The organism is Rothia nasimurium (genome assembly GCF_928382285.1).
Lineage (GTDB): Bacteria > Actinomycetota > Actinomycetes > Actinomycetales > Micrococcaceae > Rothia > Rothia nasimurium_E.
Genome location: NZ_CAKMSS010000001.1, coordinates 474,167 through 489,668, shown reverse-complemented (window position 1 = coordinate 489,668; position 15,502 = coordinate 474,167). Strand labels below are relative to the sequence as shown.

Sequence of the window (15,502 nt, the reverse complement as noted above, 5' to 3'; positions counted from 1 at the left end):
CTCCCATGAGCTTTCTGAGAGTCGTGAAAGGACCCAACCCACGTGTCACCCTTGGCGACCAACCCGCCCAAACCGGCGGCCACTGACCCTTCCGTTATCCGTAACTTCTGCATCATTGCGCATATTGACCACGGTAAGTCCACCCTGGCTGACCGCATGCTGCAGGCCACCGGCGTGGTTACTCCGCGCGAGATGAAGGCCCAGTACCTTGACCGCATGGATATCGAGCGTGAGCGCGGTATCACTATTAAGTCCCAGGCTGTTCGTATGCCCTGGGAGGTGGACGGCGTCAACTATGCCCTGAACATGATTGACACCCCCGGTCACGTGGACTTCACCTACGAGGTCTCTCGTTCTCTGGCTGCGTGTGAGGGTGCCCTGCTGCTGGTTGATGCTGCTCAGGGTATTGAGGCTCAGACCCTGGCTAACCTCTACCTGGCTATGGAAAATGACCTGACCATTATTCCGGTGCTCAACAAGATTGACCTTCCGGCTGCCCAGCCCGATAAGTATGCCGAGGAACTGGCTAACCTGATTGGCGTTGAGCCTGAGGATGTGCTGCGGGTTTCGGGTAAGACCGGTGAGGGTGTACCCGAGCTGCTTGACCGCATTGTTGAGCTGCTGCCCGCGCCCGAGGGCCAGGCTGATGCCCCCGCCCGCGCCATGATTTTTGACTCTGTCTACGACTCCTACCGCGGTGTGGTTACCTACGTTCGTGTGGTGGACGGCAAGCTGGAACCCCGCCAGAAGATTAAGATGATGTCTACCGGTGCCGAGCATGACCTGCTGGAAATCGGTGTGATTTCTCCCGAGCCCAAGCCGACCGACGGCCTGGGTGTGGGCGAGGTGGGTTACCTAATTACCGGTGTGAAGGATGTCCGCCTGTCCCGCGTGGGTGACACCGTTACCGGCGCCCACAAGCCCGCCGCCGAGGAGCTGGGCGGATATGAGGACCCCAAGCCCATGGTTTTCTCGGGTCTCTTCCCGATTGACGGCTCTGACTACCCGGCCCTGCGTGATGCCCTCGATAAGTTGCAGCTCAACGATGCTGCCCTCATTTACGAGCCTGAGACCTCTGCGGCTCTGGGCTTCGGCTTCCGCTGTGGCTTCCTGGGCCTGCTCCACCTCGAGATTGTGCGTGAGCGCCTGGAACGCGAGTTCAACCTTGACCTAATTTCTACTGCTCCCAACGTTATCTACGACGTGGTGGCTGAGGACGGCACCGCCCAGCGCGTGACCAACCCTTCAGAGTTCCCCGAGGGTAAGGTCGCTACCATTCGCGAACCTATGGTGGCCTGCACCATCATCGCCCCCAACGAATTTGTGGGCGCGATTATGGAACTGTGCCAGTCCCGCCGCGGCACCATGGGTGGCATGGACTACCTCTCCCAAGACCGTGTGGAGCTGCGATATCGTCTGCCCCTGGCCGAAATTGTCTTTGACTTCTTTGACCAGCTCAAGTCCAAAACCCGCGGTTACGCCTCGCTGGACTGGAAGTTTGACGGTGAGGAAGAGGCAGACCTGGTCAAGGTCGATATCCTGCTCCAGGGCGAGAAGGTGGATGCCTTCTCGGCTATTACCCACCGCGATAAGGCCTATTCCTACGGCGTGATGATGACCGGCAAGCTGCGCGAGCTGATCCCTCGTCAGCAGTTCGAGGTGCCGATTCAGGCTGCTATTGGTTCCCGTATTATTGCCCGTGAGAATATTCGCGCTATGCGTAAGGACGTTCTGTCTAAGTGCTACGGTGGCGATATTTCTCGTAAGCGTAAGCTGCTGGAGAAGCAGAAGGAAGGTAAGAAGCGTATGAAGATGGTGGGCCGTGTTGAGGTTCCTCAGGAAGCCTTCATCGCTGCCCTGTCTTCCGGTGAAGAAGGTAAGGACAAGGGCAAGAAGTAATGCCAGCCCAGCCTCTGGGCGCTCCGGCTCCTTTGGACGGCAGAATCCCCGTTGATTCTGCCGTCCACGGCGTTGAGCGCGATTTTTCTCTCTACGTGCACGTGCCGTTTTGCTCGGTACGGTGTGGCTACTGCGACTTCAATACCTACGCCACCGAGGATTTCGGCAACGGGGTGGGTTTGGGTACCTATGCCGAGGACGCCATCGCCGAGTTGCGCTTTGCCCGGCAGGTTTTGCGCGAGTCGGGTGTCGCTGACCGTCCGCTCTACTCTATCTTTTTTGGTGGGGGCACCCCCACCAAGCTGCCCGCAGCTGACCTTGTGAAGATTCTGCGCGAAGCGGTTGAGCTGTTTGGTGTAGAAGAGGGTGCTGAGGTAACGACCGAGGCCAACCCCGACTCGGTGACCCGCGAGGATCTTGAGACGCTGAAGGCCGGTGGCTTTACCCGGGTGTCCTTCGGTATGCAGTCGGTGGTACCTGAGGTGCTTGAGGTGCTTGATCGTACCCACACTCCGGCGAATGTTCCCAAGGTGGTCGCCTGGGCTAAAGAGGTTGGGCTGCAGGTGTCGGTTGACCTGATTTACGGGTCACCGGGGGAGAGTCTGGCCCAGTGGGAGCAGTCGGTGCGGGCAGCGGTGTCGTATGCCCCCGACCATATTTCTGCCTATTCGCTCATCGTTGAAGAGGGCACCAAGCTGGCTGCCCAGATTCGGCGGGGCGACTACACCATACCCGACGAAGACCTGATGGCAGATATGTACCTGCTGGCTGAGCAAATCTTCAATGAGGCCGGCTACCACTGGTATGAAGTGTCGAACTACGCCAAGTCACCGGAGTACCGTTCCCGCCATAACTATGCCTACTGGCGCAACCAGGACTGGTGGGGAATTGGCCCCGGCGCCCACTCGCATGTAGACGGCACCCGCTGGTGGAACCTCAAACACCCGGTACCCTATGCCAACCGAGTCCGGGCTGGTCAAAGCCCGGCTGCTGCCCGCGAGGTTTTGGGGGAGCAGACCCGTAGGTTTGAGGACATCATGCTACAGGTCAGGGTCATTGACGGCCTAGACATTTCCCGCCTGCTGGAGGGTGGCGATGCTGCCCGAATCGAGGCGTCCCTGAACTGGCTTCAGGGGCAGGGTTTGATTGACCCCGAGGCGAGAGCGGGCGGACGCGTGCAGCTCACCCTCAAGGGGCGCCTGCTGGGCGACGCGGTGACCAGGGAGCTCCTCCCCGATATCGACAGCTAGCTACTCTCGCCCTGCCAGTGGAAACGAAGGGGGCGGTCTGACTCAGCTGAGTCAGACCGCCCCCTTCATGTTCTAGCAGCCTGGGTGCCTACTTACCGCGGCGAGTGAGCTTGCTGAAAAGGCGGGTATTGCCCTTGTACTGGTAGGGGTTACCGCGGGTTACCTTAATACCGGCGATGAGGGCTGAAATAGCCAGGTAGGTCCAGGCCAGGGCAGCGATGAGGCCAAAGAGCCAGCCGATAGCCGGAATATTGCTGAGCATAATTGAGATAGCCAGAACCAGGGTGGGTAGCAGGGTGAAGTCGAGAGCTTCACGGGATTCCTGCTCGGTGAAGGGGCCGCGGCCTCGGTAGAGGTAGTAGATGACGGCCGCGGGAATACAACCTAGCACGCCCCCAAAGTGTGCAGCGGTTGCGATATTTCGGTCTGCGCTAACAGACAGGTGTGCAGCGGTTGCAGGTGACCCCTTGTAGGCGGTCGAGGAAGGTGCTGATGCGGTCTTCAAGAATTCTTCTCTTTGAGGTTGAAAGGGCGAATGAGTGATGTGCGGGCTTTGAGCCCATCAAACACAATTTTAGTCAAAGCCGGGGGAGGGCGGTATATGTGAAGCCTACGAATTTATGGGGGAGCAGGACGATATTTGTCACACCGGCTGTATCCGCTCTAGCCTGCTGGCCCGTCAAGGGTGACGAAGTCAATGAGGTGTTCTACCGGCCCTAAGAGACTTGGTTCAAGGTCGGTGTAGGAGTTGACCCTCTTGAGAATGGAATCCCAGCCGGCGCGGACGTCCTCGGGGGTCTCTGCCGACCGGCCGAAACGCCGCAGTATGCCGGTCTTCCAGTCTTCCCCGCGGGGAACTTCGGGCCAGGCCTGTAAGCCCAATACCTGGGGCTTGACTGCCTGCCAGATATCCACAAAGGGGTGGCCCACAATCAGCACGTTATCGCGGGCACCGGCCACTGCCATGGCCTCTTGCGCGATGCGCTCTTCCTTACTTCCTGCCACCAGGTGGTCTACCAGAATTCCGAGTTTGCGGTGGGAGGCCGGGCCAAAACCTGCAACTGCTGCGGCGAGATCGTCGACCCCGTGCAGGGGTTCCACCACGATACCCTCAACCCGTAGGTCGTGGCCCCAGACCTTTTCAATGAGCTCGGCATCGTGCACGCCCTCCACCCAGATACGGCTGGCCCTGGCCGTCCGTGCCGGAGCGTTCTCCACCGCAACCGACCCCGACCGAGAAACCTGCCGCGTAGCGGCCTTGGGCTTCTGCTGAGGCTTGGTCAGGTCAATGCTGCGGCCTTCGAGCAAAAACCCCGGGCCCAGGGGGAAGAACTTGATTCGGCCCCGCCGGTCTTCGAGGCCCACCTGGGGGCCGGACGCCGTAGCCCGCAGGGTCACTGCCGCCCCCACAAAGCCGGTGGCGGCGTCCTCTAGCACCATGCCGGGGACAAGAGGTACCTTGGGCAGGGCAGAATGGTGGGAGGTGAGGTCAGCCTGACCCCAGGTATCGCGGTAGTCCATCGGTGTATCTCTCACTCTCTGCATCCAGGGGCATTAGCCATCAGCGTACCGAGTTCTGATTCTAGTTCAGTGGTATTAGAGTTAACGGGTAACTTAGCACTCAAGGTCATCAAGTGCTAATCTAGCCCCGCAGACCTCTTCGCCCACTAGGCGAAGACCTATGAGCCCAGGAGGTGCCGTGAACCACCCGAGACGCTTGCAAGTTCTGCAAGCCATCGTCGAAGAATACGTGCACACCCGTGAGCCCGTGGGGTCCAAAACCCTGCTCGAGCGGCACCAGCTGGGGGTCTCTAGCGCTACCGTCCGCAACGACATGGCGGCCCTCGAAGAGCAGGGCCTCATCCAGGCCCCCCACGCCAGTGCCGGGCGAGTACCCACGGACCGGGGTTACCGGCTCTTTGTGGACCAGATTTCGGCTCTCCAGCCCCTCTCCGATGCCGAAAAAAGAGCGATTCATACCCTGCTCGACAGCGCCGAAAGCGTTGATGAGATGATGAAGACCAGCGTGCGTCTACTCTCATCACTGACCCAGCAGGTGGCTATGGTGCAGTACCCCACCGGCCCGGCTACCAGCGTGCGCCATATCGAGCTGGTCTCCCTCTCCAGCACCACGGTTCTGCTGATTCTTATTACCGACTCCGGCCAGGTAAACCAGCGCACCCTCACCCTTGCCCACAGCCCCGAAGAGCTTGCAGTAGCCCGCCAGCAACTCCTTGACCTCTACGCCAACCGTACGCTCGACAGCATAGCCGCAGCACCGGCGTCCGCCCCCGGCAATAACCTACTCGGCACCCTCACCGAAGCCCTGCACCTGCTCGCCGCCCAGGGTGCCTCTTCTCAGGTGCTGATTGCGGGTACCTCCTACCTTGCCGCCTCGACCGTAGATTTTAGAGGCAGCATCGCCCCGGTGCTCGATGCCCTAGAAGAGCAGGTTGTGCTACTCAAACTACTCACCGACCTAGACCACGATGAACGCGGATTTGCCGTGAGTATCGGCTCTGAGAACCGCAGCGAATCCCTGGCCGAAACCTCGGTCGTCGCCAGTAGCTACGGGCCCGGGGGAGCTGCCCACGTGGGAGTCGTTGGCCCCACCCGCATGGACTACACCAGCACCGTCTCCAAGGTCAACGCCGTAGCCCGCTACCTATCCAAGATTTTGGGCCAGGCCTAGCCCTGCGCCTACCCCCCTTTAAACCAGCCCATCGAAAGAGAGAACCAGTGAGCAGTCACTACGAAACCCTCGGCGTCTCACGCGATGCCAGCCCCGAAGAAATCAAGAAAGCCTACCGCAAGAAGGCCCGCCAGTTGCACCCCGACATCAACCCTTCGGAAGAAGCTGCCGAGGAGTTCAAGCGTGTCTCCCTCGCCCACGATGTGCTCTCTGACCCCGAAAAGCGCCGCATCTACGACCAGACCGGCAACGAAAACGGTACCGCCGGTGGCTTCGGTGCAGGAGCAGGCGGCTTCGGCGGGGGCTTTGGCGGCTTCCAAGACATCTTCGATACCTTCTTCAACTCTGCCCCGCGCGGCCCCCAGAGCCGCGTCCGCCAGGGCCAGGACGCCCTCATCAACGTCAAGATTGACCTCAAAGATGCCGTCTTCGGCACTAACAAGCCCATCACCGTTGATACCGCCGTTACCTGTGACCTCTGCAAGGGCGAAGGAACCGCTGAGGGCACCCACCCCGAAACCTGCGATACCTGCCACGGCCAGGGCTACATGCAGCGCCAGGTCCAGTCGATTCTGGGCACCGTCGTGCAGCCCGTTGAATGCCCCACCTGCCGCGGGTTTGGCACCGTCATCAAGCACCCCTGCGCCGAGTGCTACGGTGAGGGTCGTGTGCGTGAGCGCAAGCCCCTGACCATCAAGATCCCTGCCGGCGTCAGCAACGGCGCCCGCATCCGCCTTGCAGGCCAGGGCGAGGCCGGTACCGCAGGTGGCCCCAATGGTGACCTCTACGTTGAACTGCGAGTTAACCCCGATCCCACCTTCAGCCGTGACGGCGATGATCTGGTTGCCACCGTTGGTGTGCCCATGACCGCCGCCGCCCTGGGCACCACTATTACCCTGGAAACCTTTGATGGCCCCCAGCAGGTGCAGATTCCCACCGGTACCCAGTCAGGTGATGTGGTGACCCTCAAGGACCTGGGCGTCACCCACCTGCGGGGTGGCGGACGCGGTGACATCCGTGTGCAGATCGAGGTGCGTACCCCCACCGACCTCACAGAGGAGCAGAAGAACCTGCTCAAGCAGTTCTCTGAGCTACGCGGTGAGGACCTGCAGGTTAGCGAAACCGTCACCCACAAGCAGGGCGGCTTCTTCTCCCGCCTCAAAGATCACCTCAAATAGGATGTCCCCATGAGTAACGCTGTCTACTACATCGAACCTGACGAGCTAGCTGCCCTGACGCCAGGTGCTACCCTGCACTTGACCGGTGACGAGGGGCACCACGCCCTCGTCAAACGTCCGGAGCTCGGGGAAGGGCTCGACGTGGTAGACGGCGAGGGTAACCGGGCTATCACCCGGGTTACTGAGCTGGGTCAGGACGGCCCCGTGCTTGAGGTCCTCGAGCTCACCCAAGATACGGTGGGGGTAGAGATATACCTTGTGCAGGCCCTGGCTAAGGGAGACAGGGATATCCAGGCCATTGAAATGGCCACCGAGTTGGGTGCCCATGGCATTGTCCCTTGGAGCGCTGACCGCTCCATCGTGCGCTGGAAGATGGAAAGGGCCGTCAAAGCACGGGCTAAGTGGCAGAATACGGTGCGGGCAGCAGCTAAGCAGTCCCGCCGGGCCCTGCTGCCCCCGGTCTACGAGCAGCACTCAACCGCAGATTTAGCCGACCTTGCCCACGAGCTGGGGGAGGACGGCCTCTTCCTGGTTCTCCACGAACAGGCAGACTACCGTCTCACCCAAGCTCTTGAGCGGCACCTGACCGATCGGGTAAAAGAGGTCTACTTCATCGTTGGCCCCGAAGGTGGTATCAGCCCCCGAGAACTCGACCTGCTCGCAGAAGCCGGGGCCCACACGGTGCTGCTTGGCCCAGAAATCCTCCGCAGTTCTACCGCCGGTGCAGCCGCTATTTCTGCCCTCAACGTTGCGTTAGGACGCTGGTAAACCCCGTTCTGCTACAGGTAAAGTAAGAACTACCGCGTACGCTTTGTATTTCAAGGAGCTCTGACAGCCCGCACGGGCATCTATGACTACCTCATCTACGGCTAGCAGCCGCCCCCTCTCTGTTGCCCGCACCTTCTCCTTCCGGTCAACCGAAGAGATGGTCGCGGTACTTGGCCCCCACGACGGAAATATCACCCTGATTGAGCAGGCCTTCCCCGGTCTCACTATCCGCCCCAAGGGGCTAGACGTCATCGTTACCGGCCCCTCAGAAACCGTAGCCACCACCGTCCGTCTGCTGGCTGAACTCACCATTTTGGTAGAGAACGACACCCAGGTCACCGGCGAGGTGGTCAAGCGCATCATGGGCATGATGACCGCCAGCCTCTCCCACCCAGCTACCGCGATTAGCCAGAATATTCTGAGCTCCCGGGGCAAGAATATTCGCCCGAAGACCATTAACCAGAAGTCCTATGTCGATGCTATCGATGCCAACACCGTGGTCTTTGGCATCGGCCCGGCAGGTACAGGTAAGACCTACCTGGCCATGGCCAAGGCGGTACAGGCCCTCCAGTCAAAGGAAGTCAACCGCATCATTCTGACCCGCCCCGCTGTTGAAGCTGGCGAGCGCCTAGGCTTCCTACCCGGGTCGTTGAACGAGAAAATTGACCCCTATCTACGCCCGCTCTACGATGCGCTGCACGACATGATGGACCCCGAGACCATTCCCCGCCTGATGGAGGCCGGGACCATTGAGGTGGCACCCCTGGCCTATATGCGCGGTCGTACCCTGAACGACGCTTTTATTATTTTGGACGAAGCGCAGAACACTACGGTGGAGCAGATGAAGATGTTCCTGACCCGTTTGGGCTTTGGGTCGAAGATGGTGATTACCGGTGACGTCACCCAGGTGGACCTGCCCGGTGGTCAGGCCTCAGGTCTGAAGCAGATTCGTCAGATTCTTGAGGGTATTGACGATATCCATTTCGCGGTTCTGCAGGCCGAGGACGTGGTGCGCCACTCCCTGGTCTCGGATATTGTGAGTGCCTACGATAAGTGGGACGATGCCAAGACCTCGATGGAGCGCCGCCGTAATCGCAAGGTCAAGCGCCAGACCATTGAGGCTGCGGCCGAAAAGCTGCTGCAGCAGTCAGGTATCGATGTAACCCCCGAAGAGAAGGCCTAGCCCCGTGAATATTGAGTTTGATATTGAAGAGCCCGGCGCAGAGGCGAGCGACTTTGTGCGTGAGTCTTTTGAGGCTGTCGATACCGGTGTGTTGGAGAAGCTGGTAGCCCACGCCTTTGCCCATATGAAGGTCTCACCTGAGACCGAGCTGTCTATCGCTATTGTGGGCGAAAGTGAAATGGAGCGCATCCACATCGATTGGATGGATTTGCCCGGCTCCACCGACGTGATGAGCTTCCCCATGGACGAGCTCACCCCCGGCACCGACGATCAGCCTGCCACCGGCGTCCTCGGTGATATTGTCTTGTGCCCGCCCGTTGCTGCCCGTCAGGGGGTGGACGCAGGCCACAGCACCCTCGATGAGCTCTGCCTGCTCACCACCCACGGCATCCTGCACTGCCTGGGCTTTGACCATGCCACGGCGGAAGAAGAGGCTGAAATGTTCGGTATTCAGCGCACCATTCTTGAAGAATTTCTGGGGCGCCCGGCACCTGTAGAGACGAGGCACTAACCGGTGCTTTATTCTGCTTTGCTGGCCTGTGCCGTCCTGCTCTTAGTTCTAGTGGGCTACCTGCTCACCGCCGTTGAGTCGTCCTACACCTATCTGCCCCGTTCTGAGGCCCAGCGCCTGGGGGAGGAGCCCGAGAACAAGAGTATTCGGGCTATTCTCGCTGACCCCGAGCCCTACTTCCGCTCCCTGCGAATCTGGCGGGTTCTGGCTGAGGTGTCTTCGGTCGTCTGTTTCTTCCTGCTCGTCCACGATCTTTTTAGCCGCACCTGGGTGAGCGTCCTGGTCACCCTACTTGTCATGACCGTTGTGGTCTTTGCCTTCTTCGGGGTTGCCCCCCGCCTGGTGGGGCGCACCAAGCATACTCAGGTCTTCTCGGCGATGGCCGGGGTGGTTTACGGGCTAGGCGTGCTGACCCGCCCCTTCTCGTCCGCTCTCACCGCCCTGTCCCGCAAGGTCAGCCCCAAGGACTCCGAGCAGGTGACCGGCATCTTCACTGAAGATGAGATTCTTGAGTTCGTTGACCGCGCCAGTTCTTCTGAGGCTATCGAAGACGACGAGGCAGAGATGGTGCAGTCCATTTTTGAACTCGATGAGACCCGCATTCGCTCAATTATGGTGCCGCGTGCCGATATGGTGACGGTTGACGTGACCGAAAGCCTGGACGACGCTATCTCCCTCTTCCTGCGGTCGGGCTATTCCCGCGTGCCGGTACTGGGGGAGTCCTTTGACGATGTCCGCGGCATGCTCTACCTCAAGGACGCCCTGGCCGCCTCACGCGAGGCGGGGGCAGACCTTAAGAGCTTGGGGATTACCTCTCTGATGCGCCCGGTCCGCTATGAGCCAGAATCCAAGCGCGTGATGGACCTGCTCAAGGAAATGCAGCGTGAATCGACCCACGTCGCTGTGGTTGTTGATGAGTACGGCGGAACCGCCGGTCTTGTAACCCTAGAAGATCTCATTGAAGAACTAGTCGGCGACATCTCTGACGAGTACGACAACGAGAAGCCCGAAATCACCCTGCAAGACGACGGCACCTTCAAGATCAGCTCCCGCCTGAGTATTTGGGAACTGGGCGAGCTCTTCGGCCTAGAACTTGATGATGAGGACGTCGATACGGTCGGCGGTCTGCTAGCTAAACACCTGGGTCGGGTACCGATTATCGGCAGCGAAGTTGTTGTTGAGGGTATTCACATTAAGGCTATTGGTTCTCGTGGGCGCCGCAATAAGATTGGCACGCTCTCTGTTTGGGCGGACCCTGCGCCGCAACACCCTGTAAAGTAAAGCCAAGACATTACTTAATCCCATCATTGGAGTATCTGTATGGAGTTTGCTTCCTTCCCCGACGACTACACTGCGGGCTTTGCCGTTCTGGTAGGTCGCCCCAACGCCGGTAAGTCAACCCTCACCAATGCGCTGGTCGGGCAGAAGGTCGCTATTACCTCCAACCGCCCGCAGACGACCCGCCACACCATCCGCGGTATTGTGCACCGTGAGGACTTCCAGCTGGTGCTGGTTGATACTCCCGGTCTGCATCGCCCCCGTACCCTGCTGGGTGAGCGTCTGAACGACATGGTGGCGCAGACTCTCTCTGAGGTCGACGTCATTGGTTTCTGCATTCCTGCCGACGAAAAAATCGGCCCCGGTGACCGCTACATTGCGCAGCAGCTGGCTGCCTCGGGCAACAAGCCCATCGTCGCTATCGTCACCAAGGCCGATAAGGTGGGTCACGAGCAACTGACAGAGCAGCTCCTTGCCGTTTCGGCGCTGGGCGATGAGATTATGAGCGCTGAGCGGGCTGCCCGCCAGCAGCGCCGCGAACGTCAGGAACGCAAGAAGAAGGGGGAGGAGCTTCCCTTCCGTAAGGGTAGCGGCCCGGCAGCTACCCGTGAGAAGGGTCAGGCCACGCCTGCTCCGGTTAATGACGGCCGTGGCGGCTGGGCAGATATTATCCCGGTTTCTGCGGTCAAGGACTACCAGGTAGAAGAGGTCGCGAAGCTCCTTTCGTCCTACCTGCCTGACTCACCCCCGCTGTACCCCACCGGCGAGCTGACCGATGAGCCTGAGGCCACCCTGGTAGCTGAGCTGGTGCGAGAAGCGGCTCTGGAAGGCGTGCAGGACGAACTGCCCCACTCAGTAGCCGTCACCGTTGAAGAGATGGAACTGCGCGAGGGCCGCAGCGAGGATAACCCCCTGCTCGACATTCACGTAAACCTCTTTGTAGAGCGAGACTCCCAAAAAGGAATTATTATCGGTAAGCGGGGAGCTCGCCTGAAAGAAATCGGTCAAACCGCCCGTAAGAACATCGAGGCCCTGCTCGGCACCAAGGTCTTCCTCTCCATTCATGTGAAGGTTGCCAAGGACTGGCAGCGTGACCCCCGTGCCCTGGGCAAGCTGGGCTTCTAAATTTTCCCCACTTTTCAGGAGTTTCCTCCCAGTCTTACCCCCTAAGCTGGGCTGAAGAAAATCGGTCACCCCCGTACCGTAGACGAATCGGAGATACCTTTTATGACGCCACAGGGTCAGCCCCCGCAGCGAGTTGTTACGCCCCTGGGGCGTCATATGAGCAACCAGCCTCTTAAGTCTCAGCGGATTAAGTGGATAGCGCTCTCGTGCGTTGCCCTTCTCGCTATGGTGGTTGCTTTTAGCGGTTTTGCTCTGGTGCGTTTGCGCAGCAACGTGCAGACCGCCGAGATGAACATTGGTGAGCTATCATCGAATCTTGCCAGCGGCCCTCTCGACATTCTTGTGATTGGCTCCGATACCCGTGCCGGTAACAACGGGGCCTACGGTACTGCTGAGGATGCCGCCTCCGGGGCGCGCTCCGATGTGATGATGCTGGTTCAGGTGAGCGAAGACCGTTCAAACGTCAACGTCATATCCTTCCCCCGCGACCTGATGGTCGATATTCCCAAGTGTACGGACGCCGAAACCGGTGATGTCTACCCGGCTACCACCGAAACCCAGATTAATGAATCCCTCGAACGCGGTGGTCCCGGCTGCACCGTGGCCACAATCAGCAACCTCACCGGCATAGCTATTGACCACTTTATGCTGGTAGATTTCAACGCCGTTAAGGCTCTATCGAGTGTCGTGGGTGGCGTTGAGGTCTGTGTGACCGAGCCAATCGATGACACCTACAGCGGGCTCAAGCTCCCCGCCGGTACCTCAAGCGTTGAGGGCGAACAGGCCCTGGCCTTCCTACGTTCTCGCCACGGCTTTGGCGACGGTAGCGACACCGCCCGTATTCAGGCCCAGCAGAGCTTCCTCGCCTCCCTACTGCGGAAGGTCCAGGCTGAGGGCACTCTGACCAACCCCGCTATGCTGCTCAACATCGCTGAGGCTATCACCCAGAACGTCACCGTCGATAAGGAATTGACTAACCTGGGTAACCTGGTGAGCATCGGAACTATCTTTGCCAAGGTTGATCTGAGCAAGGTGGTCTTTGCGACTGTCCCAAACGAGCCCTACACCTACAATGCAAACAAGCTCCAGCTCTCTGCCGATGCAGAGGCTTTCTTCACCAAACTTCAGAATGATGAATCCCTGGTCGAGCCTGCCCCCGCTGCCTCTGCTAGCGCGAGTGAATCGTCCGCCCCGGCTGCTGAACTGACCTATTCGCTGGGTGTGAGCGTTACCGATGCCACCGGTGTTGAGGACCGTGCTGAAGAACTGGCTCCCAAGATTGAGCAGGCTGGCTTCACCTCGGTGACAACCTCCACCACCGATGCGGTCTACACCGAGTCGGCAATTTACTACCCCTACGGTTATGAGGCCGAAGCTCAGGCTATTGCCGATCTCTTCGGTATTACCTCCCTAACCCCCTCGGACCAGTACGTGGGAATTGCCGTTGTTCTGGGATCAGACCTGGCTGAGAGCGACACCATTGAAGCCCCCCAATCTGAGATTGCAGCGGGTGCTACCGGCCAGACCGCTGATCAGGTAACCTGCCAGCAGTCTTTCAGCTACTAAGCACCCACAACGGTTCCAAATAGTGGACGGGCGGTGGCAGGTTCTGCCGCCGCCCGTCTCTGCGTGGTACCGTGACAGTATGAGTGAGATGACACTGGTACTCCTTATCTGCCGTATCGAAGCGCCCCGGGTGTAGCTTCGATACGGGTCAGTGCTACCCGGGACGATACCCCTTCCTCACCGATCTCAACATCTAAGGTCATTACGATGAAAAACTTTCAGAAGCCCTCACCCATGCCCGTGCACAAGTACGTGCCCTTTGACCAGCAGATTCAGGTTTCCCTGCCCGACCGCACCTGGCCTAATAAGACCATGACCAAGGCCCCCCGCTGGTGCGCTGTTGACCTGCGTGACGGCAATCAGGCCCTGATTGACCCCATGGACACCGAGCGCAAGCTGGCCATGTTCAAGCTCTTGGTAAAGATGGGCTACAAGGAAATCGAGGTTGGCTTCCCCTCAGCTTCGGCCACCGACTTTAACTTTGTGCGCACCCTCATCGAAGAGGGCCACATTCCCAATGATGTCACCATCCAGGTGCTGGTACAGTGCCGTGAGCACCTGATTCAGAAGACTTTTGAGGCTATCGACGGGGCTCCCAAGGCTATCGTCCACTTCTACAACTCCACGTCTGTGCTGCAGCGTCGTGTGGTTTTCAACCAGGACCAGGACGGCATCTTGGACATCGCCCTCACCGGAGCCCGTCTCTGTAAGAAGTACGAAGAACAGCTGGCTGGCGACACCAAGATCACCTACGAGTACTCACCGGAGTCCTTCACCGGCACCGAGCTGGAATACGCAGTGCGGGTCTGCAATGCTGTCACCGATGAGCTGGGTATCGGCGAGGGCAACGAGGTTATTATCAATCTCCCTGCCACCGTTGAGATGGCTACCCCGAACGTGTACGCCGACTCTGTAGAGTGGGTCAGTCGCAACCTGACCAACCGTGAGCACGTCATCCTCTCCCTGCACCCCCACAATGACCGGGGCACTGGTGTGGCTGCAGCTGAGCTGGGCTACCTGGCCGGTGCAGACCGTATCGAGGGCTGTCTCTTTGGCAATGGAGAGCGCACCGGTAACGTTGACCTGATTACCCTGGGCCTGAACATGTACACCCAGGGTATCGACCCCGAAATTGACTTCTCCGACATCGACGAGATTCGCAGAACCGTTGAGTACTGCAACCAGTTGCCCGTTCACGAGCGTTCCCCCTACGGTGGCGACCTGGTCTTCACCGCCTTCTCAGGCTCACACCAGGACGCCATCAAGAAGGGCTTCGAGCGCATGGAGAAGGACGCTGCCGAGCAGGGTAAGAGCGTCGATGAATTGGTATGGGCTGTTCCCTACCTGCCCATTGACCCCAAGGATCTGGGCCGTACCTACGAGGCTGTGATTCGTGTGAACTCTCAGTCGGGCAAGGGCGGGGTGGCCTACCTGCTCAAGAAGGACTTTGGGCTCGATTTGCCCAAGCGCGCCCAGCAGGAGTTCTCTGCTATTGTGCAGGCTCAGACCGATGCCCAGGGTGGCGAGGTTGAGAGCAAGGCCCTGTGGGATATTTTTGCCGATGAGTACCTGCCGAGCAGGGAAGCGGACGCCCGCTGGGGTAAGTACCGCATTGAATCGCTCTCTATTGACTCTGAGGAGCATGGCGAGACCACTATGCGGGTTGGCCTGAATATTGCTGGTCATACCTACAACCGAGTAGGTCAGGGTAGCGGCCCTATCGAGGCACTACAGTCTATTTTGGCCAAGGAGGGCGTGGACGTCCGCGTGCTCGACTACTCGGAGCACACCCTGGCTTCTGCAGCGAGCGCCCAGGCAGCCTCATACATTGAGGCAGCGGTGGGGAGCCGGGTGCTGTGGGGTGTCGGTATCGACAGCTCGACCACTCGTGCCTCACTCAAGGCTATGATTTCAGCGGTGAACCGCGCACTGCGCGACGCTGCAGAATAGAGCAAAGCGATGGGCTGTATCGGGACTTCCGGTACAGCCCACCTTTTAACAGTGCCCCGTATAACAGGCCAGGGTGGAGCCCTGGCACACTGAATGTGGGAG

General features: G+C 59.5%; 13 protein-coding genes. 11 read left to right on the top strand and 2 right to left on the bottom strand.

All coding sequences use genetic code 11. The features are described from left to right. Positions 1-42: 42 nt before the first annotated feature. Together lepA and hemW are read left to right on the top strand one after the other, a co-directional pair. Positions 43-1,899, top strand: coding sequence for a translation elongation factor 4 (gene lepA / locus L6758_RS02070; RefSeq protein WP_237185701.1), 1,857 nt, complete (start codon positions 43-45; stop codon positions 1,897-1,899). Next, entirely contained in the window at positions 1,899-3,149 is a 1,251-nt protein-coding gene (hemW, locus tag L6758_RS02065) for a radical SAM family heme chaperone HemW (RefSeq protein ID WP_237205244.1), read from the top strand. The genes lepA and hemW overlap by 1 nt, the downstream gene beginning before the upstream one ends. Before the next feature lie 88 nt (positions 3,150-3,237). Here hemW and L6758_RS02060 read toward each other — a convergent pair whose 3' ends face one another. Together L6758_RS02060 and L6758_RS02055 are read right to left on the bottom strand one after the other, a co-directional pair. Next, on the bottom strand, positions 3,238-3,654 hold the full coding sequence (locus L6758_RS02060; protein WP_237193775.1) for a DUF4870 domain-containing protein: 417 nt from the start codon (positions 3,652-3,654) through the stop codon (positions 3,238-3,240). A gap of 158 nt (positions 3,655-3,812) precedes the next feature. After that, positions 3,813-4,670 carry a DUF3097 family protein gene (locus tag L6758_RS02055; RefSeq protein ID WP_237205353.1) on the bottom strand — a complete coding sequence of 286 codons (858 nt, stop codon included), beginning with the start codon at positions 4,668-4,670 and terminating at the stop codon, positions 3,813-3,815. 178 nt (positions 4,671-4,848) lie between these two features. On the opposite strand from L6758_RS02055, the gene hrcA reads away from it, so the two are divergent. From hrcA to leuA, 9 genes are all read left to right on the top strand, one after another. Further along, positions 4,849-5,841 (top strand): heat-inducible transcriptional repressor HrcA, encoded by a 993-nt coding sequence (gene hrcA / locus L6758_RS02050; protein WP_237205243.1) that lies wholly within the window; start codon positions 4,849-4,851, stop codon positions 5,839-5,841. A gap of 47 nt (positions 5,842-5,888) precedes the next feature. Further along, positions 5,889-7,019, top strand: a complete 1,131-nt coding sequence (gene dnaJ / locus L6758_RS02045) for a molecular chaperone DnaJ (RefSeq protein ID WP_237205242.1) — start codon at positions 5,889-5,891, stop codon at positions 7,017-7,019. A gap of 9 nt (positions 7,020-7,028) precedes the next feature. After that, positions 7,029-7,787: a 16S rRNA (uracil(1498)-N(3))-methyltransferase gene (locus tag L6758_RS02040; protein ID WP_237185695.1), complete on the top strand. Its 759-nt coding sequence runs from the start codon at positions 7,029-7,031 to the stop codon at positions 7,785-7,787. A gap of 82 nt (positions 7,788-7,869) precedes the next feature. Beyond that, positions 7,870-8,970, top strand: a complete 1,101-nt coding sequence (locus tag L6758_RS02035) for a PhoH family protein (protein ID WP_237205241.1) — start codon at positions 7,870-7,872, stop codon at positions 8,968-8,970. Between the two features lie 4 nt (positions 8,971-8,974). Further along, positions 8,975-9,481 (top strand): rRNA maturation RNase YbeY, encoded by a 507-nt coding sequence (gene ybeY / locus L6758_RS02030; protein ID WP_237205240.1) that lies wholly within the window; start codon positions 8,975-8,977, stop codon positions 9,479-9,481. A 3-nt stretch (positions 9,482-9,484) separates the two neighbouring features. Next, positions 9,485-10,762, top strand: a complete 1,278-nt coding sequence (locus L6758_RS02025) for a hemolysin family protein (protein WP_237198962.1) — start codon at positions 9,485-9,487, stop codon at positions 10,760-10,762. 39 nt (positions 10,763-10,801) lie between these two features. After that, entirely contained in the window at positions 10,802-11,884 is a 1,083-nt protein-coding gene (locus L6758_RS02020; RefSeq protein ID WP_237198960.1) for a GTPase Era, read from the top strand. A gap of 156 nt (positions 11,885-12,040) precedes the next feature. Next, positions 12,041-13,450 carry an LCP family protein gene (locus L6758_RS02015; RefSeq protein WP_237205239.1) on the top strand — a complete coding sequence of 470 codons (1,410 nt, stop codon included), beginning with the start codon at positions 12,041-12,043 and terminating at the stop codon, positions 13,448-13,450. A 207-nt stretch (positions 13,451-13,657) separates the two neighbouring features. Beyond that, positions 13,658-15,400, top strand: coding sequence for a 2-isopropylmalate synthase (gene leuA / locus L6758_RS02010; protein ID WP_237205238.1), 1,743 nt, complete (start codon positions 13,658-13,660; stop codon positions 15,398-15,400). The last annotated feature ends 102 nt before the right edge of the window (positions 15,401-15,502 follow it).